Raw genomic sequence first — 26,823 nt, 5'->3', positions numbered from 1 at the left:
CCGGCACGCCGCGCGGCGTGCCGGCCGCGGCTCCGCCGGCGCAGCAAGAGGCCACGCAGTGATCGCTGTGAGCCGAGGCCGCCGCTCGATGCTGGCGGCGCTGGCGCTGGCCTTGCCCCTGGCCGGTGGCCGTCACGCCTGGGCCTTGTCCGGCCTGGCGTCGGACACGCCCGAGGCGGATGCGCTCGATGCCACCCAATCGGCGGCGTTTCGCGCCTGGTTCGTGCGCATCGTCGGCGAGCAGTTGCGCCAGGGCCCGACCCCACGCTGGTACCAGCGCGATTGCGCGGGCCTGGTGCGCTTTGCCGTGGGCGAAGCGCTCAAGGTGCATGACGCGCGCTGGCTGCGCGCCAACGGCATGCAAGGCGGCGCCTCGGCACGCCAGTTGCCGCCCGAGCTGAGCCTGAGCCCGAGCCAGCGCACGCTTGGCCAGCGCTGGACCCGCGCCGACGGCAGCACCGGGGCCTATGCCTCGGCCCTGGCCCTGGTGCAGGGCAATAGCCGCTTTGTCGCCAGGAACGTCAACCTGGCCCAGCCCGGCGACCTGCTTTTCTACGACCAGGGTGATGAACAGCACCTGATGATCTGGATGGGCCAATACCTGGCCTATCACACCGGCACCGTGACCCGTACCGATAACGGCCTGCGTGCTGTCACCCTTTCCCGCTTGATGCAATGGAACGATTCGCGCTGGCAGCCGCAGGATGGCAATCCCAATTTCATCGGCGTATTCCGTTTCGCCTTTTTGTCGAGGTAAAGACGATGCTTGTCGTCATGACGCGCGCAAGCGCGCTTCTGCGTTCCGCCCTGCGTTTCGCCCTGAGTTCCGCCCTGCGTTCGTCCATCTCCCGCACGCTGCTGGCGCTTGCCCTGCTGGCAGGCGCCCAGGTGGCTGGCGCCGCCGAGCGGCCTAGCGTCACGCTCGACACCGTGCCCTCAAGCGGCTATAGCGCCTTCCAGGGCCAGCCGTTCTTCCTGCTCTCGGACGCCAGCTATGGCAGCGACCAGACGGCGCAGGTGCGCCTGGAAGCCCCGGGCCGCGAATACAAGAGCGAGCTGCAGCGCTACGGCGGCGCCGACATCCTCGTGTACCGGGTCGCCGATCCGATCGCCTTCCTGAAGGCGCAGAAGAACCTGCACCGGCTCGACATCAAGGCGAACTACCGCGGCGAAGGGCTGGCCAATACCTTGTCCTACCTGTGGGATAGCTGGTACAAGCAGGCGCGCCGCGCATGGCAGCGCGTGCTGTCGTTCGCGACCCGCAGCAAGGCGGTAGAGGACGCGCCGCAGTTCAGCATGGGCGACCAGATTGCCCAGCCGACCCGCTTCGAGAACAATCCGCAATACGAGCCCCTCAAGGGCTATGACGTGGTCGAGCGCTTCCGCTACCCGATCTGGGATGCCAAGGAAATCGCTCCGCCCAAGGACGTCAAGCTGGAAGGCAGCAGCAGCGAATTCCTGCCGCGCGATGCCGGCAACGTGATGGTGCCGCTGGGCAAGCTCAAGCCGGGCCTGTACATCGTGGAAGGCATCATCGGCACCTACCGCGCCCATACCTTGCTGTTTGTGTCCGATACCGTGGCCATTACCAAGAGCACCGGCAACGGCATGCTGGTCTGGGCCGCGCAGCGCAAGAGCGGGCGCCCGGTTGCCGGCGCGAGCCTCGCCTGGACCGATGGCCTGGGCGTGCTGCAAAGTGCCACCACTGGCGCCGACGGTGCGGCGGACCTGGCCCACACTAGCCCGGAGCGCAGCTACCTGCTGGGCGTGGACCCGGCCGGCGGCGCGTTTATCTCGGAGAATTTCTACTACGACAGCGAGATCTACAACACCAAGCTGTACGCCTTCACCGACCGGCCGCTGTACCGCCCGGGCGACGAAGTCCGGGTCAAGTTCATCGGCCGCAATTTCCGCAACGCCACCGAGTCCGGCCCCGCGGCGCCGGGGGATATCAAGCTGGAAGTGCTGGATCCCAACGGCGCGCCGCTGGCCACCCTTGGTACCGCGCTGGCCGCTGACAACGGCGCCGACGCGCGCTTCACGCTGCCCGGCAATGCACTGGCCGGCGGCTATACGCTGCGCTTCGACTACGGCGGCAACACCTACGGCGGTGCCTTCCGCGTGGCCGAGTACATCAAGCCGCATTTCGACGTGAATCTCGCGCTGGACAAGGCCGACTACGCTACCGGCGAGGCGGTCAAGGGCAAGATCCAGTTGCGCTATCCCGACGGCAAGCCGGTCAAGGACGCCAAGCTGTCCGTCAGCCTGCGCGCGCAGCAGGTGACAATGGTGGAGGGCGAGCTGCAATATGCCGGCCTGTTCCCGGTCAAGCTGGAGCAGCAGGAACTGATCACCGACGGCAGCGGCAATGCCGCGCTGGTGCTGCCTGCCGCCAAGGACCCGAGCCGTTACGTGGTGACGGTGTTCGCCAACGACGGTGCGGCCTATCGGGTCAAGGTCACGCGCGAACTGCTGATCGCGCGCGGCGCTACGCCGTACAGGCTGACGGCGCCGGCCAACTTCACCAACCCGGGCCAGAGCGTGACCTTCCAATTGCAGGCGCTGGCCGCTGCCGGGCAGGCATCGGCGCAGGCCCCGGCCAAGTGGGAGCTGGTGCGGCTGGAATCGCGCACCCGCAGCGAAGGCACGCTTGGTGCCGCTGCAAATGGCGCCGTGTCGTTCCCGGTCAAGTTCGACCAGCCTGGCTCGTACACGCTGTCCGTCAAGGACGGCGCCGGCAACCTGTTGGCCGCCGCCAGCCACTGGGTGGCGGGCGAGGGCCTGCAGACCGTGCCTGGCAATATCGAGATCGTGTTCGACCGGGACCGCTACCGCATTGGCGACACGGCCGAAGCGCTGGTGACGTTCCCGCTCGCCGTGGAAGACGCCTTGCTGACACTGGAACGCGACCGGGTGGAGCGGCGCGGCCTGCTGTCCAAGGGCGGCGACTGGCTCTCGCTGGAGAAGGTCGCCGACAAGCAATGGCGTGCGCGCATCAAGGTGGGCAACGATTTCAGCCCCAATATGACGTTCTCCGTGCTGTACGTGAAGGATGGCGACTACGTGTTCCAGAACGCCGGCATCGCGGTGGTGCAGCCCACCATCGAGCTCGCGGTCAAGAGCGACAAACCTGTCTACGCCCCCGGCGAGACCGTCACGCTGGACCTTGCCAGCGCCTTCAACGGCAAGGCCGTGCCGGCCAATCTCACCGTCAGCGTGGTCGATGAGATGGTCTACGTGCTACAGCCGGAGATAGCCCCGAGCATCGTCGACTTCTTCTACCATCCGCGCCGCAACAGCGTGCGCACCACATCCAGCCTGAACTTCATCGGCTATGACCTCGCCATGTCGGGCCAGCCCGGGGCCGGTGGCCCTGAGCGCGGCCGCTATAACGAACGTGGCGTGAAGGTGCTGGAGCGCCCGCGCCGGGACGAGAAAGACACTGCCGCGTGGGAGGCCAACCTGCGTACCGGCGCCGACGGCCGCGCGCGCATGAGCTTCACCATGCCCGACTCCCTGACCCGCTGGCGCATCACGGTGCGCGCGATGTCGGGCGACGGCATGGTCGGGCAGCGCACCGCCAGCATCCGGTCCGACAAGAGCCTGTATCTCAAATGGACCGGGCCGCAGCGTTACCGCGCAGAGGACGTGCCGCGCATCGACATGGTGGCCTTCAACCAGGGCGAGCAGGATGTGGCCGCGGACCTCGTGGTGATCGGCGCTGGCCTGAACGTCAACCAGAGCGTGACGCTCAAGCGTGGCGCCAACTACGTGCGCCTGCCGGTTGCGCAGGGCGCATTGCAGGGCGGCGTGGTCAATGCCGAGATCAAGCTGCAAGGCAAGACGCTGGACCGCCTGCAGAGCACGCTCACGGTCGAGCCCACGGGCTGGCTCTCGCAGCGCGAGCTGACACTGCCGCTGGCCGGCGCCAACGCGGCGTTCAAGCTGCCGGCGGATGCGCAGGACGTGCGCCTGCGCTTTGTCGATAGCGCCGCCAGCCAGTTCGCCCGCGTGGCGGACGACCTGCTGGCCTATCCCTATGGCTGCACCGAGCAGACCGCCAGCCGGCTGATTCCGCTGGCACTGGCGCAGCGCAGCCTGGCGGCCACCGGCGCGGACACGGGCGGCGGCACCCAGGGCATCGACGCGCTGCTGCGCACCCAGCGCCAGCGCCTGGCGCTGCTCGCCGGGGTCAATGGCCAGTTTGGGTGGTGGGGCGATACGGTTGGCAATAGCGCGCTGCTGACGGCCTATGCCTATTACGCCGACTGGCTGGCAACGCGCGCCGTGGGCATCAGCCTGCCGCCCGATCACTGGAAGCGCACGCTGGAAGCCTACAAGCAAGCCATGAAGGAGCCGCTGCTGCACCGTACGCTCGCTCTGTGGTTCATCAACGAGATGGGCCTGCCGGTGGCCACGCAGCTCGGTGGCGTGGCCGGCGAGCTGGCCCGTCCCGGTGCCGACGTGCCTGGCGCGGCGGTGGGCGAAAGCCTGGTGTTTGCCGCGCCGGATTCGCCGCAAGGCCGCCGCGTGGCGACCGTGCTGGCCGCGCAGCTCTACAAGCAGATCGGCCAGCCGATGCCGGAAGGCCTTGCCGGCGCCTCCGATGCTGCGCGCCAGACACTGGCGGGCGATCCGTCGCCGCTGGTGCAGAGCCTGCTGCTGATGGCGGGCAAGGGTGCCGCCACCTCCGACGTGCAGGCGCTGCTGTCGCGCGCCGGCGCCGCCTCGCCCACGATCGACCGGGCGGTGACGCTGGTGTGGCTCAACAAGGCCCTTGGCGGCGGGGTGGGCCGCGGCCTGGCCGGCGAGGGAGACCCCGCACTGCGCGTGCCGCAGGGCAACTGGAAGGCCGCGCGCAGCCCGCTTGGCCTGCCCGAATGGCGTTGGAGCGGGTCGCAGCTGCCCGAGACCCTGGCGCTCACCGTACCGCAGAACATCGACGCAGCGTCGCAGTCGTTCAACACCAATGCGGTGGTGTCGTACCGCAGCCGCGCCCAGGAAGCGGCGCGCCTGCCGATCGGCATCGAACGCAAGCTCTATCGCCTGGTGCCCACCAGCGATGGTGCAGCAAAGGAGGGCAAGCCAGCCGAAGCCGCGGCCGCGGGTACGGCCGGCCTGACGTTCTCGGCCAAGCCGGTCAAAGCGGGCGACAAGTTCGACAGCAACACGCTCTACGTCGACGAGATCGTGCTGAGCCCGCGCCAGGGCACGTACCGCTACGGCCTGGTCGAAGCACCGTTGCCGCCCGGCGGCGAGGTCGAGGGCACGACCTGGGGCCTGCGGATCGAGGGCTTGCCCGATCCGGACAACAAGGTCACCGGCCTGCAGCCGTTCCAGCGCGCCGTGACGTACGAGATGGGCATGCTTTCGTATCACCAGCCGGTAGTCTCGCTGGAGCGCCCGGTGGTGCTTCGCCAGTTGGTGCGCTTCTCGCTGCCGGGCAAGTTCAACCTGCCCCCGGTGCGCTACTTCCGCATGTACCAGCCAGATGCAAAGGCCCAGCAAGGCGATGGCAAGACGGCGGGCTTCCCGCTGACGGTGGAGTGAGGCGGGCATGAACGGGGCAGTGCGCGTGGCGGCAGGCCGTGCCTGGTGGCGGCGGCTCGCGGTGCTGGCCGCCGTGGGCGCGGCGTGCGCTGCGCCCTTGCTGGCTGCCACGCCAGCGCCCGCCGAGCCCCTGCGTTTTGCCCGGCTAACGGACGCGAACGCCCAGTTGTTCAGCCTCGACGCCAACGCCACAGCCCCCGCTGCCACGCCATTGCCTGCCAGCTTGCAGACCCCGTTGGGCAGCGTGTGGAAGCTGTTCGTCTACAGCTACCTGGCCGGCCGCGACAAACCTTCCGACGACTACACCTGCCGCGGCGGCGACCCGGAGGAGGTCTACTGCTGTACCGCCGGCCAGAGCATCGACCGCGAGCGTGCGCTGATCCAATCCTGCGGACGCTATTTCGAGCCACGGCGGCTGGGCTTGTCCGCAGCCGACTGGCGCCGTTTCTGGAAGGAAGCGGGCGCGCCCGCGTGGCTGCAGGACATGCAGGCGATGCAGCCCGCGCGCACCGTGGCGGTTGCCGATCTGCTGGCCGGACTGCATGCCGTGCCCCCGGCCGCGCAACAGGCCGCTGCCGCGACCCTGGTCTCGGTGTTGACGGTGGGCCGCGGCGAAGGCACGCTGGCCAACTATGGCAGCCTGCTGCGGGCCAAGACCTGGACCATGCCCGACCCCGCGCGGCCGGGCGCATCCATCGGCGGCGCGGCCGGCTGGCTTGCCGATGGCAGTCCCATCTGGCTGGGCGGCCCCGGCGCCAGCGCCAATGTGCTGCGCCGCGCTGCCCCACGCCTGCAGCCCCTGCTGGCCGCCGTGCCGGTGCACGATGACGGCGCCTGCGTGCTGGTCGACATGTTCGAGCGCTATCCGCTGCGCGATCTGCAAGCTGCCGGTGTGACGATCGGCGCCGGCGCAAGGCGCCAGGCCGTGCCGGATGGCCCGCTCAACGGCACCTACCGCGCCGAGTTTGCCAATGGCAACAGCCTGCGCGTGGAAAGCCGTGGCGAACTGACGCTGCTGCGCATGCCCGGCGCCGCGCTGCGCGTAGTAGGCCGTTTTGGCCTCAATGACTACGTGGCGCGCGTGGTCGAGCGCGAGGGCGACACCGCCGAGCCCGAGGCCGCCCGCGCCCTGGCGGTGGCCGCGCGCAGCTACCTGATCCAGCAAGCCACGCGCGAGCAAGGCTGCTTTCATATTGCCGACAGCAGCCGCACCCAGCGCGTGCTGCCGCGCGCGCCCACCGCCACGGCGCGGCGTGCCGCCGACGTGACCGATGCGCTGGTGCTGTCCGGCGTTGCCGTGCGTTATCACCACGACGTGGGCGGCCAGGGGCGCATGGCCTGGCTGGAAGCCCGGCGCGCGGCCGGGCAGGGGCAGGCCTTCGATGCCATCCTGGCCCGCTGGTGGCCCCAGGCCACGCTCACTTCATTCCAGAGCCCCGTGGCCGGCGATTGCCTGGCGGTGGCCAATGCGCGGCAGTGGCTGGCGCAGCGCGCGCCGCAGTGGGAGCGCCGGCTGGCGGCGGAGCCGGGGTATGAAACGCCGCCGCTGCCCGCCGTTTGCGAAGTGCGCGAAGGCCGCCCTTATGCCGACGCGCGCCGCAACCGGCTCTATATCCACCGGCTGGCCAGCGAGGACGACCGCATTGCCCTGGTCCACGAATATCTCCATCTTGCATTCGCCCGCCACCCGCGCGGGCAGGACGAAGGCTTTGTCGAAGCCATGGCGCGCAAGCTGGTACGTACGCAAAACCCATCATGACACTCACTCGCAACCTATCCAGCAACCTATCCAGCAAGCTGTCCCGCAACTGGCGCCGCACCATGCTGGCCGTAGCCTGTGCCGCGGCGCCGCTGGTGGCCACGGCCGAGCCGGTTGCCGATCTGGACGGCCCGGTGGGCGGCTGGCGTCACGGCGGCTTGTCCAGCGAGTTCGAGCGCTATACCGCCGCCTATCCCAAGCCGCCGGTGGACCGCGGCGCGCAGAAGTACCGCACGCTGATCGAGGGGCGCCTGCGCAAGGCCGGCAAGGAGGGCCGCAAGCCGCCCACGCTGGTGGTCAACGGCACCGCCATGCCGCTGTATGCCGACGAGCAGGGACGCTTCGCGCGGCCGTGGGCGTTCGGCCGCGGCTCCAACAGCGTGGAGATCGTGTCCGCCGACGGCGCCACGCGCCAGCGCCTGCAGTTCTACGAGGCCGATGCCACCAAGACGCAGGCCAAGCTGCGCGCGGTGCTGACCTGGGACGATCCCAAGGCCGAGGTCGACCTCCATGTGATTTCGCCGGACGGTGGCCATGCCTTCTTTGCCAGCCCCTTGCTGCCGGAAGGCGGCGGACTGGACGTGGACAGCGTGGACGGCGCGGGGCCGGAGATCTTCTCGAGCGCGGCGCCGCGTCCCGGGGTGTGGTTGTTCTATGTGAACTACTGGGGCAATTTCAACGCCGACGGCTACAACTTCGAGAAAGGCAAGAACGATCGCGACCTGATCACCGCAAAGCTCACGCTGATCTACAACGAGAACACGCTCAATGAAAAGCGTGAGACGCTCGTTGTGCCGCTGCGAAAGCTGGGCGAGCTGGCGCTGATGAAGTCGGTGCGTTTCTGATTCGACACATCGATCCGTCACACTGACGCCTGGCCAGAAGAGAGCAGCCGCAAAGAATGCAGGAAGAAACCGTGGATATGCAGCACTTGCCGAAATTAGCCTTGATCAGCCTGACCCTGCCGGCACTGCTGCTGGCCGGTGCCGCGCGTGCCGACGGTGCCATCGAGTTCACCACGCCGCGCAACGGCTGGCGCAACTCGGCCGGTGACGCTTCGGCCTATACACAGGAAGTGCACTACCCGGCGGTGGCGGTTTCCACGCGCGCCGGGCAGGCCGCCAGCGCCATGATTGCCGGACGCATCCGTGCGGCGCCCAAGCCCGAGGCGGATGCCGCAAGCGCGGCGTCGAGCCCCGCACCCGGCGGGCGCGGGCGGCGCGGCGGCGGCTCGGTGGCGACGCTGGTGGTCAACGGTGTGGCGATGCCGCAGCGGGTCGAGGAAGATGGCCGCTTCTCGCGGCCCTATGCCTTCTCGGGCGGCAGCAACAGCGTGGAGATCCGCAGCGCACAGGGGGCCAGCAAGCGCGTGCAGTTCTACGACGGCTACCAGGGCAAGACCCGTCCGCGCCTGCGCGTGGTGCTGTCCTGGGACAGCGATCAGACCGACCTGGACCTGCATGTGGTGGCGCCCGACGGCCAGCACACCTTTTATGCGAATCGCGTGGCCAGCAACGGCGGCGCGCTCGATGTCGACGTCACCACCGGCTATGGCCCGGAGATCTATTCGATTGCCGCGCCACCGCCAGGCACCTACCTGGTCTACGTGAACTACTACGGCAGCGGTGCTGGCCCCGAGGCCATCACCGTGGCGCAAGTGGCGCTGATCACTGACGAAAACACGCCCAACGAACGCCAGCAGGTGTTCCGCGTGCCGATGCGCAAGCCCGGCGAACTGACGCTGGTCAAGTCCTTCGTCATGAAGTGAGCGCCGCCCCGAATCTCCCCCAATATCCCCAGCATCCCGGAATCTCCGGGATCACCCCGGAAGCCCAAACTCCCCCAATCCCCATGCAGCAGCAAAAGATCCTGTTCCTCAGTGTTTCCGCCGGCGCCGGCCACATGCGCGCCGCCGAAGCACTGCGCCTTACCGCTGAAGCCGATTTTCCCGGCGTGCAGACGCTTCACCTCGACGTGATGGAATATGTCCCGGCCACGTTTCGCAAGCTTTACACCGATTTCTACATCAAGCTGGTAAACAGCTATCCGGCCCTTTGGGGCATGCTCTACCAGCACACTTCCGAGGCCGACCCGGCCGCGCCGATGCAAAAACTGCGGCGCGCCGCCGAGCGGCTGAGTACGCGCGCGCTGCGCCGTGCGATTGACGAGTTCGCCCCGGATGCCATCGTCTGCACGCACTTCCTGCCCGCCGAGATCCTGATGCATGAGGTGCGCCGGCAGCGGCTGGCGGTGCCGGTATGGGTGCAGGTGACGGACTTCGACCTGCACGGCATGTGGGTGATTCCCCATATGACGGGGTACTTTGCCGCCAGCGAGGAAATCGCATTCCGCATGCGGGCCAACCGGATCGAGGCTGGCCGCATCCATACCACCGGGATTCCGGTGGTGCCGGCGTTTTCCCGCCCCCAGGACCGCCAGGCCTGCGCGCGGCATTTCGGGCTCGATCCGGCACGGCGCACCATCATGCTGATGGGCGGCGGGGAAGGGCTCGGCGGCCTTGACGAGGTGGCCGGCGCGCTGATGCGGCTGGACCACGATTTCCAGCTGATCGTGCTCGCCGGACGCAACGATGCGGCGCTCGCGCGGCTCAAGATTCTTGCCGCCGCGCATCCCGGACGGCTCTTTCCCTTCGGATTTACCAACGAGGTGGAGCGCCTGATGGCGTGCTCCGACCTCGTCATCACCAAGCCAGGCGGCCTGACCACGTCCGAATGCCTGGCGATGGGCGTGCCGATGGTGGTCAATGCGCCGATTCCCGGGCAGGAAGAGCGCAATGCCGATTACTTGCTCGAGCAAGGCGCCGCGCTCAAGGCGGTCGATCTGGTATCGCTCGAATACCGGGTGCGCCTCTTGCTGGCGGAGCCGGCGCGGCTCGACCAGATGCGTGCGCGGGCTAGCGCACTGGGGCAACCGGCGGCGGCGCGCCGGGTGCTGCAAACGGTGCTCGGGCAATTGGCTCAGCGCGGCCAGCCAGCCGGCCCCGGCGGGCTGGCGGCGGCGGAGCGTTGAGATGCGCGCGCTGAACCTGTCCTCTTCGCCTCGGCCCGCTGGCCTGTCCTATCCGTCGCGGCATCCAATGGTGCTGGTGCTTACCGTGGCGTGGACCCTGCTGCTGGCCTATTTCTTCGCCAACGTGGAGATCCAGATCGAGGGCGCCGCGGGCTGGGCGGCCAACCTGCCCACCTGGCGCATCGAGCATCACTGGCTGCTGGATATTTTCTGGGGCGGGCGCCCGATGACGGGCTATCACGCGTGGGTATTCCCTTGCGTGGCGCTGTTCTTCCATCTTCCGCTGGTATTCGGCGGGCGCTGGAACTGGCGCGCCGAGGCGCGCGTGATCGCCTGCATCATGCTGTTCTGGATCAGCGAGGATTTTCTCTGGTTCGTGCTGAACCCGGCATTCGGGCTGGCGCGCTTCGCGCCGAGTTTCGTGCCCTGGCACATCCACTGGTGGGCCGGCGCGCCAACCGACTATTGGGTTTCGCTGGGCGTGGCGGCGGTGCTGCTCTGGCTGTCATGCCGGGTACCGGCGGGAAATCGTTACAGTTTTTAGGTAACGCCCGCAAATATGCTGTTTTGTACATATGTTGCGATGCAATGTGTGATCAATGCAACGCTTGCCCCCGCTTTGCGGCGGTGCATCGCGGCCCGTTTTGGTGCCATGCTGTTCCCTAGGAGTAGAATCCGGGCCTTGTGTACTTTGTAGCATTCCTATAACAAATGAGCCCCCGTCCTTCGCGCATGGCGTGCATTGACGCTCTCAAGGCGATCAGTTCACAGCTGATCGTGCTGCACCATCTTGCCTTCTACGGCCCCATGTCCGATGCGGCCCACGTGCTGGCGCCCGACCTGCTCGACTGGTTTTCGCAGTACGCGCGCATCGCCGTGCAGGCGTTCCTCGTCATCAGTGGCTTCCTGGCGGCGCGCAGCCTGGCGCCCGGTGGGCATTTGATGGTGCCGCACCCCTTGCAGGCGATCTGGCGCCGCTACCAAAAGCTGGTGGTGCCCTATACCGCGGCCATCCTGATTGCCATTGCCGGCGCTGCCATCGCGCGGACCTGGATGCATCACGACTCCATTCCCGGCACCCCCGGCCTGCACCAGTTCCTGGCGCATGTGCTGCTGCTGCACAACGTGCTGGACTTCGATGCCTTGTCTGCCGGCGTCTGGTATGTGGCGATCGACCTGCAATTGTTTGCCTTGCTGATCGTGGCGTTGTGGGTGGCCCGGCGCTGCGCGCAATGGCTCGGCGTGGGCGGCAGCCCGCTGGGCACGTTGGTGGTAGCCGGGCTGGCGTTGGCTTCGCTGTTCTGGTTCAACCGCGATGCCGCTTGGGATATCTGGGCGATTTACTTCTTCGGCGCCTACGGCATGGGCACGCTGGCGTTCTGGGCATCCGAGCCTGAGCGTTCGCCGGTGGCATTGCTGGTGTTGTGCGCCGTGGTGCTGGCAGCGTTGGTCGTGGATTTCCGGTTGCGCATCGCAGTGGCGCTGGCGGTTGCCCTGCTGCTCGGCGCGGCGCGGCGCGGCGGCTGGCTGGAGAGCTGGCCGCAGGGCCAGGGGCTGGCATTTTTCGGGCGTATTTCTTACTCGGTGTTCCTGGTGCATTTCCCGGTATGCCTGGTGGTGAATGCCGTGGTTTTCCACCTGGCTGCGCACCAGCCAGTCCTCAATGCGCTCGGCATGGTGGCGGCCTGGTTGCTTAGCAACGCCGCCGGGGCTTTGTTCCATCGCTACGTGGAGAGCGGTGCGCCGTTGCGCGCATTGCGCCTGGCGCTGTGGCCCGCCGCCCCCGAACCGGTCCAGCGGCAGCAGGCGGGGCAGTAACGGCCGACCTGAGCGCACGAAAGCCTCAAACGCCCCCGAAAGCGCTTCCGGTTTATCCGAAGGCACATCCCAGCGGCACCCGGCCCCAGCGGCCCGGTGCCGCCTTTACATGGTGCCTATGCACCATGATCCGCCGTTTGCGATGGCGGGTGCGCACACGTACGGTGCGGCGTGGCATCGTGCGGCGTGCAACACAAGGTGAAAACGAGCATTGGGATATGGCACGAAGGTTGCCTACTATGGAATCGTAAACCTGACCGTTTGGTCAGGATTCTCGTTCCGAGGCTGCCATGTCCGATCATATCGTCCTGACCTCGCACGCGCGCCGTGACAAGCCGGCCGAGCCCATCCACTGGGGGGCCGCCACGGCAGCGGAGCGTGGTCCCGTGATCGCAAGCCTGACCAATCCGGCTCAGCGCAATGTGATCGGCACCCACTCCGGCGCTTACGCGGTTTACCGCGCGCTGGCAGTGGCCTCCGGCAAGCTGCAGCGAGACCATCGCGCGGATCTCACCGATACCTCGCCGGCCGAGGTCATCGGGCCCCACCCGCAGTGGAGCGACCCGGACAAGATTGTCTCGATGGATCCCTGGGGCCATCTCGTTTCCAGCGCCTTTGGCGACCGGATCGCCGCGGGCATCGATATCCGCCCCTCGATCGCGATTACGCGCGCCCACATCAATATGCCGGAACTGATGGGCGCCATTGCGGCTGGCCGCCTCACGCCCGACGGTGAGATCCTCCATGCCAATGGCGATGTGCGCGTCACCAAGGCGGCGATCGATCCGGTCTGGTACCTGCCGGGGCTGGCGCACCGCTTCGAGATCAAGGAGAGCATGCTGCGCCGCAGCCTGTTCGAGCAGACCAGCGGCATGTTCCCGGAACTGGTCACCAGGCCCGACCTGAAAGTGTTCTTGCCGCCGATCGGTGGCATGACCCTGTACTTCTTCGGCGACGTCAGCCAGCTCGGCAAGCCCGAGACCAAGGTGGCCTGCCGCGTGCACGACGAGTGCAACGGCTCGGACGTGTTCGGCTCCGATATCTGTACCTGCCGGCCGTACCTGGCCCACGGCATCGAGGTGTGCATCGAGATGGCGCAGCAGGGCGGTGTCGGGCTGGTGGTCTATAACCGGAAGGAAGGCCGGGCGCTTGGCGAGGTGACCAAGTTCCTGGTCTATAACGCCCGCAAGCGCCAGGTTGGCGGCGACCGGGCCGAGACTTATTTCGCGCGCACGGAATGTATCGCCGGCGTGCAGGACATGCGCTTCCAGGAGCTCATGCCCGATGTGTTCCACTGGCTCGGCATCAAGCGTATCGACCGCTGGGCTTCGATGAGCAATATGAAGCATGGGGCGCTGACCGCTCAGGGTATCGAGGTGGTCGAGCAAGTTGCAATTCCCGATGCACTGATCCCGGCCGATGCCCGCGTGGAAATCGACGCCAAGGTGGCGGCTGGCTACTTCACGAGCTATACCCCGCCCGACGCGGAAGAACTCGCGCTGGCCAAGGGTAGAGGACTGCACGAATGAACGAGATACCCGAGGCGGGTGGCGCCCACGGCGCCGCGAATCCCTTCACCAGTGGCGCGGACGACCCCGGCGGCTGGGCCAGCCCTGTGCCGCCGGGCCATCCGGCTGCGGCCTTGCTGACCGGTCAAGCGGTGCGCACCCGTTGCGCCGCCGTGACGGATCATGTGGCAACGGGCGCGTCCGAGCTGTTTACCTGGCATCCGGAGCGGATCCCGGCCGTGGCCGATTACGTGGCGACCACCATCCGCCACCGCTACCCCGACCTCAACGTGCCGTACCACAGCCGTTGGCGCCATTTCGAGAGCGGTGGCCCCGGCGAGAAGCTGGACCGCTGGCAGATCCTGTGCGAACGCGGCGGGCTCTCCGGCGAGGCCGACCGCGAGGAACGCGCTCGCATCGGCATCGACCTGGTGATCCCCAGCGTGTTGCTGGATGCCGGCGCTGGCCCGGACTGGCGCTATCGCGATCCCGCCAGCGACTTGTCGCTGACGCGCTCCGAAGGGCTTGGCGTGGCCAGTTTCGACCTGTTCGCGCGCGGCGGTTTTTCCGCCCAGCCGGGTCAGCCGCTGCGCTCCGATGCCGAGCGCCTGATGCGTATCGATGCGTCCTCTATCGCGACTGCCTTCCAGGTGGCCCAGCACAACCCGCTGGTGGGCCTGGATGGGCGCGCCGGGCTCCTGCGCCGTCTCGGCGAGGTGGCGCAAGCCACGCCAGCGGTCTTCGGCTCGCCGGCACGGCTGGGCAACCTGTTCGACTACCTCAAGGCGCATGCCAGCTTTGGGCAGATCGAGGCCGGCTTCGTGCTCACCACGCTGCTGGTGGCGCTGGGGCCGGTATGGCCTGGGCGCGTCAGCCTGGAAGGCGTGTCGCTGGGCGACTGCTGGCACCATCCGGCCTGCACCGATGGCCTGGTGCCGTTTCACAAGCTGACCCAGTGGCTCACCTACTCGCTGCTGGAGCCGCTGGAAGATGCCGGCCTGACCGTGACCGGGCTGGAGGTCCTGACGGGCTTGCCCGAATACCGCAATGGCGGGCTGCTGTTCGATTTCGAGCTGATGGTGCCGCGCGACCCTGGCTTTGCTGCCGTGGCGCACACGGTGGATGAGCCGGTCATCGTGGAGTGGCGTGCGCTCACGGTGACGGGGCTCGATCTCGTGGCCGCGTCGGTGCGCGAGGCGCTCGGGCTGTCGGCGGAGTCGTTCCCGCTGGCGCGCGTGCTTGAAGGCGGCACCTGGGCCGCGGGGCGGCGCATTGCCGCCAAGCGCAGGCCCGGTGGCCCACCGCCTTTCGCCATCAACAGCGACGGCACGGTGTTCTAGCGGGTTTGCCAGACCCGTGCCGCGCAGCAGCAAACAGCAAGAGCAAGACAGACCTATCCGCTACCGCCCTCCAGGAGCGCATCATGACTGACCTCTCCGCCGTACCGCCTGTCACCGCGTCCGTGATGGTGGTGGATCATCCGCTGGTGCAGCACAAGGTCACGCTGGTCCGCAGCGAAGACACCACCACCGACAATTTCCGCCGGCTGGTGCGCGAGATCAGCCAGTTGCTGACCTACGAGGCGACCCGCGACCTGGCGATGGAGACCATCGCCATCAAGACCCCGATCGCGCCCATGCAGTCGCCTGTGCTGTCGGGCAAGAAGCTGTGCCTGGTGTCGATCCTGCGGGCCGGCAACGGCTTCCTGGATGGCATGCTGGAGTTGCTGCCCGCTGCGCGGGTCGGGCATATCGGCTTGTATCGCGACCCGGAAACGCTGGAGCCGATCGAGTACTACTTCAAGATCCCGGAAGACATCCACGAGCGGCTGGTGATCGTGGTCGATCCCATGCTGGCCACCGGCAACTCCGCCATCGCCGCGCTCAACCGCTTGAAGGAAGCCGGCGTGAGCACGCTCAAGTACGTGTGCCTGATCGCCTCGCGGCAGGGCTTGATGGCCTTGCAGGCGGCGCATCCAGACGTGGCCATCGTCACCGCGGCCATTGACGAGGAACTCAACGAGCACGGCTACATCGTGCCCGGCCTGGGCGACGCCGGCGACCGCCTCTACGGCACCAAGTAATGGGAGCGCCGGCCACGGCGCCGCCGCCATGCTTTCCGCCGCCGCGGGAGCTGGCGGGGGGGCGCATCCGCCAGGAGAACGAGGCGCTGATCCTGCGCGCGGCCGAATACGTGTTCGCGCGGGCCGGGTTTGCCGGCGCGACCATGAACGAGATCGCCACGCGTGCCGGCGTGCCGAAATCCAACCTGCATTATTACTTTCGCACCAAGCAGGCTTTATATCGGGCCGTGCTGGCGCATACGCTCGCGCTGTGGCTGTCGGAGACCGACATCATCGGCGCGGAGCAGCGGCCCCAGGTGGCGCTGGAGCAGTACATCCGCGCCAAGATGCGGCTGTCGGCCAGCCATCCGGATGCCTCGCGGGTATTTGCCAACGAGCTGCTGCACGGCGCGCCGGAGATCCGCGACGTGCTCAGCGGCGCGCTGCGCGCGCTGGTGGCGCGCAAGGCTGGCGTGATCCGGGAATGGATCGCGCGCGGCGAGATGGCCAGCGTGGATCCCCAACACCTGTTTTTCACGATCTGGGCCGCCACCCAGACCTATGCCGATTTTGAGTCGCAAGTGTGCGCCGTGCTGGGGGTGAGCCACCTGGGCCAGCGCGATTATGAACAGGCCACCGACCACCTGGTGCGGCTTCTGCTGCGCGGCTGCGGGCTGGAACCGGGCGGCCTGGCTGTGGAGTTATCGTCAACAAGGGGAGAGAGCCATGAGTTTTGAGGGTAAGCGCAGGTCCTGGTTGAAATTCGCGGCGGCCGCCGCCAGCGTGGCCGCACTCGGCGCCGCCGCGCCGGTGCAGGCCCAAGCCAAGCTGAAGGTGGCGGCGGTGTACACCGTGCCCGTCGAGCAGCAATGGGTGTCGCGCATTCACAAGGCGCTCAACGAGGCCAAGGCGCGCGGCGAGATCGACTATGTGTTCTCGGAAAGCGTGTCCAATGCCGACTATGAGCGCGTGCTGCGCCAGTACGCGGAACAGGGCTCGTCGCTGATCCTGGGCGAATCGTTCGCCGTCGAGGCGGCTGCGCGCAAGGTGGCCAAGGACTACCCCAAGACCGCCTTCCTGATGGGTTCCTCCGGCAAGCCGCAGGCGCCTAACTTCTCGGTGTTCGACAACTACATCCAGGAGCCGTCCTACCTCACCGGCATGATTGCCGGCGGCATGACCAAGACCAACCATATCGGCATGGTGGGCGGCTACGCCATCCCCGAGGTCAACCGGCTGATGCACGCCTTCATGGAAGGCGCGCGCGAGGTCAATCCCAAGGTCAGGTTCACGGTCAGCTTTATCGGCTCGTGGTTCGATCCGCCCAAGGCCAAGGAAGCAGCCTTCGCCATGATCGACAAGGGTGCCGACGTGCTCTACGCGGAGCGCTTTGGTGTCTCCGACGCCGCGAAGGAAAAGGGCAAGCTGGCGATCGGCAATGTCATCAACACGCAGCCGCAGTATCCCGCCACCGTGGTGGCCTCTGCGCTGTGGAATATGGAACCCACCGTGGGCGCCGCGCTCGGCAAGGTCAAGGCCGGCCAGTTCAAGAGCGAGGACTACGGCCCTTATTCGCTGATGAAATTCAAGGGCGCGGAGCTGGCGCCGCTGGGCACGTTCGAAGGCAAGGTGCCGGGCGACGTGATGACCAAGGTCAAGGCGAAAGAGAAGGCGATCCTGGACGGCAAGTTCGCGGTCAAGGTGGTCGAAACTGAGCCGAAGTCGTCGCAGTAAGGTGGCCAAAGCCACTTGAAGTGCCCGGCTGCGTTTGCTCCCCTCTCCCACGTTTGGGCGAGGGGAGCAAACCGTAGATCCTCTTGAACGCCATCGCCAGCCAACCATGCCAACCCCCATCCTGCGCCTCGCCGGCATCACCAAGCGCTTCGGCCAGCTTGTGGCCAACGACGATATCTCGCTGACGTTGCGGCGCGGGGAGGTGCTGGCCTTGCTGGGCGAGAACGGCGCCGGCAAGAGTACGCTGGTCAGCATCCTGTTCGGGCACTACGTGGCCGACGCCGGCACGGTGGAGGTGGACGGCCAGCCGTTGCCGCCCGGCCAGCCGCGCGCGGCGCTGGCCGCCGGCATCGGCATGGTGCACCAGCATTTCACGCTGGCCGACAATCTCTCCGTGCTCGACAACATCATGCTCGGCACCCAGCCGCTGTGGCAATGGCGCCTGGAGCGGCGCGCTGCGCGCGACAAGGTGCTGGCGCTGGCCGAGCGCTTTGGCCTGGCGGTGCGCCCCCAGGCCAGGGTGGGCGAGCTGTCGGTGGGGGAGCGGCAGCGCGTGGAGATCGTCAAGGCGCTCTATCGCGGCGCCCGCGTGCTGATTCTCGATGAGCCGACTGCCGTCTTGACGCCCCACGAGGCCGAAACGCTGTTCGCCACGCTGGCGCAGTTGATCGCCGAAGGGCTGTCGGTCATCTTTATCAGCCATAAGCTCGACGAGGTGCTGCGCGTATCGGACCGTATCGCCGTATTGCGCGGCGGCAAGCTGGTGGCACAGTGCGTCGCGGCGCAGACCACCAAAGCGGAACTGGCAGAGCTGATGGTAGGCCGCGTGGTGGCCATGCCGGAGCGCGCGGCGCGGCCGGATGCCGGGGATGGCGCAATTGGCAACGCAGCGCCCGCCGTGTTCGCGCTGGAGAAGGTTGGCGCGCGCGCCGCGGATGGGCGGACACTGCTGCGCGAAGTCAGCCTGCAGGTAGGCGCTGGCGAAATCGTCGGCATTGCCGGCGTGTCCGGCAACGGGCAAGCCGCGCTGGCCGAGCTGGCCAGTGGCACGCTGGCGGCTACCGAGGGCCACGTCATGCTGGATGGCAAGCCAATGCCGGCACGGCCCCGCGCATGGATTGGCGCGGGCGTGGCGCGCGTGCCCGAGGATCGCCATGCGGTAGGCGTCGTGGGCGATCTTGCGGTGTGGGAGAACGCCGCGAGCGAACAACTCGGCGAGCCGCGCTTTTCGCGCTGGGGTGTCATCCGGCGGGCCGCCGCGCAGCGGTTCGCGCGGGAGCTGGTCGCGCGTTTCGATGTGCGCACCGCCGGTATCGAGGTGCCGGCTCGGACCATGTCGGGCGGCAATATGCAAAAGCTGATCCTGGGCCGGGCGCTCTCGGTGCGCGGCGAGGGCCGCGCGCCAACGCTGGTGGTGGCCAGCCAACCGACCTGGGGACTCGATATCGGCGCGGTGGCCTATGTGCGCGCCCGCCTGCTCGAGGCTGCGCGCGAAGGCGCAGCCGTACTGCTGATCTCCGAGGACCTGGATGAGCTCCATGCGCTGGCCGACCGCATCGCCGTGATGCATGCCGGACACCTGACCGAAGCCCGGCCGACGACGGCGTGGACGTTGGGCGAGCTCGGCCTGGCCATGGCCGGCTCGGGCGGCGGCCGGCACGCCGAGGCGGGCAAGGGGGAGGTGCTCCATGCGGCTTGAAGCCCGAACCGGCGTTTCGCGCGTGGCCATGCTGGCCGCGCCCATCGTCGCCATCATGGCCACGCTGCTGGTCTGTGCCTTGCTGGTGCGCTGGGCCGGCGCACCGGTGGGGCGTGCGTACGCGCTGCTCCTGGAGGGCGGCTTTGGCTCGCGCTTTGCCTGGTCGGAAACGCTCACGCGCGCCACGCCGCTGATCCTGACAGGTTTGTCGGTGGCAGTGGCATTTCGTGCGCGGCTGTTCAATATCGGCGCGGAAGGGCAGCTCTACCTCGGCGCGTTGGCCGCGGTGGCGGTTGGCGGCCAGGTCGATGGCGCGGTTGCGCCCTGGGCGCAGCAACTGCCCATGGGCTTGCTCTTTGTCATGATGGTGATGGCCGGCATGCTGGCCGGTGCCATGTTGTTGCTTGGGGCCGCGTGGCTCAAGACCCGGCTTGGCGTGGATGAGGTGGTCACGACCTTGCTGGCCAACTTCATCGTGCTGCTGTTTGTCTCGATGATGCTCGATGGCCCGATGAAGGACGCCACCGCGATGGGCTGGCCGCAATCGGTGGCGCTGGTGCCGGAGCTGGAGCTGGCCAAGCTGATGGAGCGCTCGCGCGTGCACAGCGGCTTGTTGCTGGCTTGCGCACTGGCCGTGATCTTGTGGGCGGTCAACCGCTTCACGGTGTTTGGCCTGCAGATGCGCGCGGTAGGCGCCAATGCACGGGCCGCGGCCTTTGCCGGCATGCCGGTGCGCAGGGTGACGATGTGGGCCGCGTTGCTGTCCGGCGGACTCGCAGGGCTGGCGGGGGTGGTGGAGGTGGCGGGGCGTACCAGCTACCTTACGCTCGATATTTCTCCCGGCTATGGGTATGCGGGCGTGGTCATCGCCATGCTGGCCGGGCTGCATCCGCTTGGCGTGGTGGCGGCGTCGGTGTTCGTGGCCGGGGTGCTGGTGGGGGCGGATGGCATGAGCCGCGCGGTGGGCGTGCCCAACAGCATTGCCGACGTGATCGTGGCCGTGGCGCTGCTCGCCATGCTGGTGGCGACCATGCTGACGCGCTACCGCATCCGCTTCGGTGCCCCGGGCAAGGTGGCCTGATGGAACTGCTCGATATCCTGGCCTCGGCGCCATTCTGGATCGCGGTGCTGCGCGTGGCCACGCCGCTGATCTTCGGCACGCTGGGCGTGCTGCTGTGCGAGCGTGCCGGCGTGCTCAACCTTGGCATCGAAGGCATCATGGTGGCCGGCGCCTTCGGTGGCTGGCTGGCGGTCTATCACGGTGCGCCGCTGTGGGGCGGGGTGGCTGTGGCAGCCGGCGTCGGGCTGGCCTTCGGGCTGCTGCATGGCTGGCTGACCGTGAGCCTGGCGCTGTCCCAGCATGTGGCAGGACTGGGCGTGACCATGCTGGCCACCAGCCTGTCCTACTACGGCTACCGGCTCGGCTTTGCGTCGGTGTCCACGCCGCCCACCATCACGCCATTTGCCCCGATGCACTGGATCGCCGAGATCCCGCTGATCGGCCGTGTGCTGGGGCCAGTCTTCGGCGAAGAGACTCCGCTGACGCTGCTGGCGCTGGGGCTGGTGCCAGCGGTGGCCTGGCTGCTCTACCGGACCCCGCTCGGGCTGGCCGTGCGCATGGTCGGCGAGAATCCCGCCGCGGCGGAGGGACAGGGGATTCGCGTGGGCGCGATGCGCCTCGGTGCGATCATGGCCGGCTCCGCCCTGATGGCGGTGGGCGGCGCGTTCCTGACGTTGTCCGCGTTCAACGCATTCTTCTTTAATATGATCAACGGCCGGGGCTGGATCTGCGTGGCGCTGGTAGTGTTTGCTTCGTGGCGCCCGGGCCGCGCGCTGGCCGGCGCTCTGCTGTTCGCCGCCTTCGACGCGCTGCAGTTGCGCTTGCAACAAAGCGGCGCGAGCCTGCCCGGCTTGCCACCGCTGCCTTACCAGCTTTACCTGATGCTGCCATATGCGCTGTCGATCCTCGCGCTGGTGCTTGTTGCGCGCCGCGCCGCCTACCCGCAGGCGCTGATGAAGCCCTATCGCAAGGGTGAGCGCTGATTCCAGGCAACCAATAAGAATGACAAGGCCCGTACCATGCTCGACCTGATCCTACGCAACTGCACGCTCCCCGACGGCCGCACCGGCATCGACATCGGCATCCTGGGCGATCGCATCAAGGCGGTGGAGCCGGCGCTCAAGGCGCCTGCCGCTGCCGAGGTCGATGCCGCGGGGCAACTGGTGACGCCGCCCTTTGTCGATGCGCATTTTCATATGGACTCGACGCTGTCCTACGGCCTGCCGCGCATCAACCAGTCCGGCACCTTGCTCGAAGGCATCGCGCTATGGGGCGAGCTCAAGCCGCTGCTGACGCAGGACGCCATCGTCGAGCGCGCGCTGGCCTATTGCGACTGGGCGGTGGCCAAGGGCCTGCTGGCGATCCGATCGCACGTGGATGTGTGCGACCCGCGCCTGCTTGCCACCGAGGCGCTGCTGCACGTACGCGAGAAGGTCCGGCCTTACCTTGACCTGCAGTTGGTGGCCTTTCCGCAGGACGGCGTGCTGCGCGCGCCGGGCGCGCTCGATAATCTCAAGCGGGCGCTCGGCATGGGCGTTGACGTGGTGGGCGGCATCCCGCATTTCGAGCGGACCATGGCCGATGGCGCCGAATCCGTGCGCATCCTGTGCGAACTGGCCTGCGAGCGGGGCTTGCGGGTCGACATGCATTGCGATGAGAGCGACGACCCGATGTCGCGCCATATCGAGACGCTGGCCTGCCAGGCCGTGCGCCTTGGCTTGCAGGGCAGGGTGACGGGCTCGCACCTGACCTCGATGCATTCGATGGACAACTACTACGTCTCGAAGCTGATTCCGCTGATTCGGGAGTCGGGCGTGGCGGCTATCGCCAACCCGCTGATCAACATCACGCTGCAGGGCCGGCACGACAGCTATCCGAAGCGGCGCGGCATGACCCGCGTGCCGGAGTTGCTGGCCGCCGGCGTGCCGGTGGCGTTCGGCCACGATTGCGTGATGGACCCGTGGTACAGCCTGGGTTCCGGCGACATGCTGGAGGTAGCGCATATGGGGTTGCACGTGGCACAGATGACCGGGCAGGAAGCCATGCGCGCGTGTTTCGCCGCCGTCACTGAAACACCGGCGCGCATCCTCGGCCTGGAAGGCTATGGCATCGCGCCGGGCTGTCGCGCCGACCTGGTGCTGCTGCAGGCGCGCGATGCGGTCGAGGCGATCCGCCTGCGCGCCACCCGCCTGCTGGTGCTGCGGGCCGGCAAAGTAGTGGCGAGCACGCGTCCCGCCACGGCTACCTTGCACCTGGAAGGCCGGCCCGGGCACGCCAGTTTCCAGCCGTGATCGCAGTGCTGGAGCCGGCTCGCAGGAAATATCAGGGCGGATGTTGACAGCAGATTCAGTAGTCTGCATAATGTCGTTCTTCGCAGCGCTGCAGAAATGTAGCGGAAATGTAGCGAATCGAAGCCCAGATGGCGAAATTGGTAGACGCACTAGGTTCAGGTCCTAGCGGTGGCAACACTGTGGAGGTTCGAGTCCTCTTCTGGGCACCAAGACTCGATGAAAAAGGCCGTTGCTTTAAAGCAGCGGCCTTTTTCTTTTTGCGGCGTTACTGTTGTGCCGCGGCTCTCGCATCAGGCGATGGCGCGGCGCATGGCCCTGGGAGGGCCCTCTCAGGGTCCCGCCGCCCAAGGCTGCATATTCCATGTATCCCCGCCGCCATCCGCACCGGATTGGCTTGCTGGCGTGCCTTGCGCCGACAGCACGGCCGTCGGTGACAGCCGCCCCACATAAGCCAGCTTGCGCGTGACCCGGAACGAAGGCACGTCGCCTTCCCGCATATGCAGCAGGTCGGCGGGCGATACGGCATCGTCCGCCGCGCCGGTCAGTGGCAGGCCGGCCGCGCGGTAGGACGCCAGCACCAGTTGCGAGCAGAAGAAACTGTTGCGCGCGTCGAGCTCATTGGGCGCCATCTGGATGGCGCTGAAGCTGCGCATGCAGGCGTTGCGGACCACGCCGGGCACGCCCGGCAGTTCGCACAGGCGCCGCTCGAGCGAGAACGGCGCATGCATGGCGATGCCGAGGTGGTTATACGGCTGGCCCACCTGCGCCATGGCGAAGGCCTGCAATTTCAGGCGCATGTCATCGTCGAGCCCCGGGTGGCGGTACGCCACGATGATGTCGCCCTCGCTCAACGCCTGGCGCACCGGATAGACGCGAACGCCCGAACCCACGGCCTCCACCACGTTGCCATCGCCGATGTAGACGGCCGAGTGGCTGACCTGCGAAAACGTCGCCAGGCGAATCGCCGAGGAATTGAGGGACTGTGCAGCCGACAGCAGGATATCGCCAACCCGCAGGGATTCGATCTCGAGCGGGCGTACGTCGACCCCCGCTACCTCAAGGCTCATCTGCTGGAAACGCATCGGCAGGCCCGAGCCCTGCGCCGCGCCAAGATTCAGATCATCCGGGTGGCTGCCCCATTGCGTCGCGCAGCCGCTTAGTGCAAGCCCCGACAGCACGGCGCTTGCCAGCAGGCGGACCTGACTCATGCCTCGTCGTCCTTGCGCGCCGGCGGCATCGGCCGGAAGGGGAAGAGCTGCTGGCGCACGAAGCCGTCCGGCATGTAGTCGCCGACCACGCCGTATTTCTCGGGGAAACGCTTGCCGGATTTCACGGCCGTGCCGAACAGGTAGTCCAGAAAGGCGTAGTGCGCCGAGTAGTTCTTGTCGATCGCCTCGTCATCCGATGCATGGTGCCAGTGATGGAAATCCGGCGTGACCACCAGGTAGCGCAGCGGGCCCCACGGCAGGTGGACATTGGCGTGGTTGAACACCGCCTGGAAGCCGACGATGATGATGTACGCGTCGATGACGCCCTTGTTGAAGCCCAGCACATAGAGCGGCGCCAGTACCAGCACCCGCGTGAACACCAGCTCCAGCATGTGCTGGCGCGAGCCGGCGAGCCAGTCCATGGTCTTGGTGCTGTGATGCACGGCGTGGAATTTCCACAGGAAGGGCACCTCGTGATACGCGCGGTGGGTCCAGTACTGCGCCAGGTCGGCCGCGAGAATGCACAGCAGCAGTTGCAGCACGAAGGGAATGCCACCCACGAATTCGTGCACGCTGTCGCGCACCAGCCAACCGAACAAGCGGAAGATCAGGAAGTTGACCGTCAGCAGGATCAGGCCAACGATGAAGTGGTTGACCGCGAAGTGCACCAGGTCGGTCTGCCATTCGCGGCGGAACACAGCCTGCCCGCGATAGAGCGGGAACATCTTTTCGATCACCACGAAGATCAGCGTCGAGCCGAGCAGGTCGAGGATGAACCAGTCCAGGCCGATGTACGGCGTGTGATCGGGGAAGTCGCCCACGGCTACGCGCGAGCCACCCAACGCCACCGCCAGTGCTACCAGTGCGAATGCCGCGGCGTTCAGGCTGCGCTTGCGGCCCAGCACCAGGTTGCTCAGCGACATGCCGCCGGACACCAGCAGCGCGGCAAACAGGACATGGCGCAACACGTCGACCGAATACTTGTGGCGCAGCTCGGGCGTGGTCAGGTATTGCGGGAAATGGAAGGCGATCACGCCCAGCAGGCTCAGCCCGCCCAGGGCCAGCGCCAGGATGGCGGTGATCATGCCGCGTCCGGCCTCGAGCTCGCCGCTGCTGCCGAGCAGCTCTCGGGTATCGCGCAGCACGTTGTGCACCGGGGCGATCGGCATCTTGCCGGTGGCGCCATTCTGTTTCATCTTTGAAGCATCTGGCTCGGCAGGGTTGCCAGGCCTGTCAATGGGGTCGTTGGTCATCAGGATCTTCCGCTGTTCCGTGGTTTCGCTTCTTCTTGTTCTGCTACGGCTGGCTCGCCGGGCTTTCGTCTTCCGTCCCGGCGGCCAGCCGCGATCCTAGCGGAGCGTCCCCGGTTTGCATAGTAATGTGGCAGCCGCCGGCACGTTCCGGTCGCCCGCCAGGCAGCCCTGTGCGGTGCCCCACGCAAGGCGCGCCCGGCCCCTAACGCTTGCGCTTTGTTTGACCTATGCTCAAGCAGAGTCGACATGGTTCATTTCAGCCAGGGGTTGCAGTCATGGCCAGGGGCGTGTCATCTGCGAGTGCGACGCAAGGCGGTGCAGGCACTGCAGGGACTGGGCTTTGCGCATACGCCGCTCATCGCCATCCTTGCCGGCTGTGTTGCTGCTCGATCCTTGCGATGCTGGTGACCTCCCTGGTGCAGGCCGAAGAGCGTCCCTCCGGCAGCAACTCCGGTTTGGGCTGGGACCAGCTCGAACCCGATTCCTTTGCCCAAATGGCCGGCGAGGCCCCGTCACCGCCACCGGCGGTGGTGCCTGGCGGTGGTGACGTCCAGGCGCCGCTGATCGCGTCGATCGGCAAGTGGTCCTCCTGGGGCGGCGGTACTTCACCTGCATCGGCTCCGCCCAGCGCGGACAACGACGCCCCCGGGCTGTCGGCGGCCTTGCGCGATCCGGTCTATGCCGAACCCGCCAGTCGGCGGCACGCCGAGTTTTCTCTGCGCCTGGATGATGCCACTTCGGCCACCGGCTTCGTTGGCGGCCGGATGCAAAGCATGGCGCTCGCGCTGGATACCGTATTGCCGCGCAGCGGCGGCCTGACGATACAGCCGCGCTTGCAGCTCGCCTACCAGCCCGGCCTTGATAAGAGCGCAACCGGCTTCCTCGTCGGACAGCCAGCGGACGCAAGCGCCGCGGAGGTGGTGGTGCGGGTCTACCGGACGCAACCAACCCGGCTGACCGGCGTCGGCGGGATCTACCCCTTTGTCGAGGCGGATCTCTGGCAGGACCGCAAGCAGGTGATCAATATCAACGGCACCCGCATCGATCCCGACATGCTGCGTGGTCTACTCTCAGTCAACCTTGGCGCGCACGGCAGCACCAACGGGGGCGTCAAGCTTTGGGTCAAGCTGAAAGCCGGGCGCAATCCCGGGGGCACGCTGGGCGCGCGCTATCGCTGGTAGCCAGGGCAGGGGGCAAAAAGGGGGGGGGCTTGCATTTTTCCGTCACTACGCTAGAATGCCGTCTTCGCGTGCGGCTGTAGCTCAGTTGGATAGAGTACTTGGCTACGAACCAAGGGGTCGTGGGTTCGAATCCTGCCAGCCGCACCACTTATTTCGAGCAGTAAAAGAAACACAAAAAGAAGCACAAAAAATGGCCTGAAGCGTTAAGCGCTCCAGGCCATTTTTTTCGTCCGTGCCATGCGCACGATTGTCGCGCCGCGGGTCTTATTTTGCTCCCATGCGTTCCTGGAAGTGCGCTGCAAGAGGTGATTGAAAAGCCTCTCATAATATTTCCGGAAAAGGGCTTGTCAGTTTGGTGCGGACCCTTTAGTATTCGCCCCCTCGCAACACGAACAGCGCGCTGCAAAGCAGGCGGAGCAAGGGTTGCGGGGTTAGCAGCAAGGGCGGGTAGAGCAGAAATAGCGAAGCTTGCCGAAGCAGCAAAAGATTAAAAGTGTTTGACGAAACGTAGAAAGTTCTTCATAATCTCGTTTCTCTGCTGCAGACAAAGCAGCGACGCGGCAAGCAAAGCGAACCGCGGCCAGTTCTTTAACAAACAAACAACCGATAAGTGTGGGCGCTTGATAGCGGATGCGGAAGACTTCGGTCTTTTAGCTTACAAGTTATAAAG

20 protein-coding genes and 2 tRNA genes are annotated in these 26,823 nt (G+C 66.9%); 20 read left to right on the top strand and 2 right to left on the bottom strand.

All coding sequences use genetic code 11. The features are described from left to right. Nucleotides 1-88: 88 nt before the first annotated feature. The 18 genes from ACYP5B_RS28705 (at nt 89) to ACYP5B_RS28620 (ending at nt 22,720) form a co-directional block, all read left to right on the top strand. Nucleotides 89-757, top strand: a complete 669-nt coding sequence (locus ACYP5B_RS28705; protein WP_400102686.1) for a DUF1175 domain-containing protein — start codon at nt 89-91, stop codon at nt 755-757. A 17-nt stretch (nt 758-774) separates the two neighbouring features. Beyond that, entirely contained in the window at nt 775-5,550 is a 4,776-nt protein-coding gene (locus tag ACYP5B_RS28700) for an alpha-2-macroglobulin family protein (RefSeq protein ID WP_459571938.1), read from the top strand. A 7-nt stretch (nt 5,551-5,557) separates the two neighbouring features. Beyond that, nucleotides 5,558-7,309 (top strand): DUF2300 domain-containing protein, encoded by a 1,752-nt coding sequence (locus tag ACYP5B_RS28695; protein ID WP_459571934.1) that lies wholly within the window; start codon nt 5,558-5,560, stop codon nt 7,307-7,309. Between the two features lie 62 nt (nt 7,310-7,371). Then, nucleotides 7,372-8,154 (top strand): YfaP family protein, encoded by a 783-nt coding sequence (locus tag ACYP5B_RS28690; RefSeq protein ID WP_459571937.1) that lies wholly within the window; start codon nt 7,372-7,374, stop codon nt 8,152-8,154. Nucleotides 8,155-8,231: 77 nt separating this feature from the next. Beyond that, the gene (locus ACYP5B_RS28685) at nt 8,232-9,077 is read left to right on the top strand and encodes a YfaP family protein (protein ID WP_459571936.1); all 846 of its coding nucleotides are present in this window, start codon (nt 8,232-8,234) and stop codon (nt 9,075-9,077) included. Nucleotides 9,078-9,160: 83 nt separating this feature from the next. Then, nucleotides 9,161-10,339, top strand: a complete 1,179-nt coding sequence (locus tag ACYP5B_RS28680) for an MGDG synthase family glycosyltransferase (RefSeq protein ID WP_459571933.1) — start codon at nt 9,161-9,163, stop codon at nt 10,337-10,339. Nucleotides 10,340-10,406: 67 nt separating this feature from the next. Next, nucleotides 10,407-10,883, top strand: a complete 477-nt coding sequence (locus tag ACYP5B_RS28675) for a hypothetical protein (RefSeq protein WP_400102690.1) — start codon at nt 10,407-10,409, stop codon at nt 10,881-10,883. 167 nt (nt 10,884-11,050) lie between these two features. Then, a complete protein-coding gene (locus ACYP5B_RS28670; RefSeq protein ID WP_400102461.1) occupies nt 11,051-12,157 on the top strand; it encodes an acyltransferase family protein in 1,107 nt (368 codons plus the stop codon). A gap of 290 nt (nt 12,158-12,447) precedes the next feature. Beyond that, nucleotides 12,448-13,686: a GTP cyclohydrolase II gene (locus ACYP5B_RS28665; protein WP_318231042.1), complete on the top strand. Its 1,239-nt coding sequence runs from the start codon at nt 12,448-12,450 to the stop codon at nt 13,684-13,686. Next, nucleotides 13,683-15,005: a URC4/urg3 family protein gene (locus ACYP5B_RS28660; RefSeq protein WP_459571932.1), complete on the top strand. Its 1,323-nt coding sequence runs from the start codon at nt 13,683-13,685 to the stop codon at nt 15,003-15,005. Before ACYP5B_RS28665 ends, ACYP5B_RS28660 begins: the two co-directional genes overlap by 4 nt. 83 nt (nt 15,006-15,088) lie before the next feature. Then, entirely contained in the window at nt 15,089-15,748 is a 660-nt protein-coding gene (upp, locus tag ACYP5B_RS28655; protein WP_318231044.1) for a uracil phosphoribosyltransferase, read from the top strand. Continuing rightward, a complete protein-coding gene (locus ACYP5B_RS28650; RefSeq protein WP_318231045.1) occupies nt 15,748-16,464 on the top strand; it encodes a TetR/AcrR family transcriptional regulator in 717 nt (238 codons plus the stop codon). Before upp ends, ACYP5B_RS28650 begins: the two co-directional genes overlap by 1 nt. Further along, nucleotides 16,454-17,461: a BMP family protein gene (locus ACYP5B_RS28645; protein ID WP_400102459.1), complete on the top strand. Its 1,008-nt coding sequence runs from the start codon at nt 16,454-16,456 to the stop codon at nt 17,459-17,461. The genes ACYP5B_RS28650 and ACYP5B_RS28645 overlap by 11 nt, the downstream gene beginning before the upstream one ends. A 106-nt stretch (nt 17,462-17,567) precedes the next feature. Further along, nucleotides 17,568-19,160, top strand: a complete 1,593-nt coding sequence (locus ACYP5B_RS28640; protein ID WP_400102458.1) for an ABC transporter ATP-binding protein — start codon at nt 17,568-17,570, stop codon at nt 19,158-19,160. Beyond that, entirely contained in the window at nt 19,150-20,241 is a 1,092-nt protein-coding gene (locus tag ACYP5B_RS28635; protein ID WP_400102457.1) for an ABC transporter permease, read from the top strand. Before ACYP5B_RS28640 ends, ACYP5B_RS28635 begins: the two co-directional genes overlap by 11 nt. After that, on the top strand, nt 20,241-21,203 hold the full coding sequence (locus ACYP5B_RS28630) for an ABC transporter permease (protein ID WP_459571931.1): 963 nt from the start codon (nt 20,241-20,243) through the stop codon (nt 21,201-21,203). Before ACYP5B_RS28635 ends, ACYP5B_RS28630 begins: the two co-directional genes overlap by 1 nt. Before the next feature lie 36 nt (nt 21,204-21,239). Continuing rightward, the gene (locus ACYP5B_RS28625) at nt 21,240-22,511 is read left to right on the top strand and encodes an amidohydrolase family protein (RefSeq protein ID WP_400102455.1); all 1,272 of its coding nucleotides are present in this window, start codon (nt 21,240-21,242) and stop codon (nt 22,509-22,511) included. A 122-nt stretch (nt 22,512-22,633) separates the two neighbouring features. Beyond that, nucleotides 22,634-22,720 (top strand) — tRNA-Leu (locus ACYP5B_RS28620). Nucleotides 22,721-22,840: 120 nt separating this feature from the next. On the opposite strand, the gene ACYP5B_RS28615 is transcribed toward ACYP5B_RS28620, so the two are convergent. Together ACYP5B_RS28615 and ACYP5B_RS28610 are read right to left on the bottom strand one after the other, a co-directional pair. Beyond that, on the bottom strand, nt 22,841-23,719 hold the full coding sequence (locus tag ACYP5B_RS28615; protein WP_459571930.1) for a YiiX/YebB-like N1pC/P60 family cysteine hydrolase: 879 nt from the start codon (nt 23,717-23,719) through the stop codon (nt 22,841-22,843). Continuing rightward, on the bottom strand, nt 23,716-24,915 hold the full coding sequence (locus tag ACYP5B_RS28610) for a sterol desaturase family protein (protein ID WP_459571929.1): 1,200 nt from the start codon (nt 24,913-24,915) through the stop codon (nt 23,716-23,718). Before ACYP5B_RS28610 ends, ACYP5B_RS28615 begins: the two co-directional genes overlap by 4 nt. Before the next feature lie 455 nt (nt 24,916-25,370). On the opposite strand from ACYP5B_RS28610, the gene ACYP5B_RS28605 reads away from it, so the two are divergent. Together ACYP5B_RS28605 and ACYP5B_RS28600 are read left to right on the top strand one after the other, a co-directional pair. Further along, nucleotides 25,371-26,153: a hypothetical protein gene (locus ACYP5B_RS28605; protein WP_459571928.1), complete on the top strand. Its 783-nt coding sequence runs from the start codon at nt 25,371-25,373 to the stop codon at nt 26,151-26,153. Nucleotides 26,154-26,223: 70 nt separating this feature from the next. After that, nucleotides 26,224-26,300 (top strand) — tRNA-Arg (locus tag ACYP5B_RS28600). The last annotated feature ends 523 nt before the right edge of the window (nt 26,301-26,823 follow it).

The organism is Cupriavidus sp. 8B, from assembly GCF_054589115.1.
Note: the sequence above shows the minus strand (reverse complement) of the source record. Positions and strands in the feature narration are given on the sequence as shown.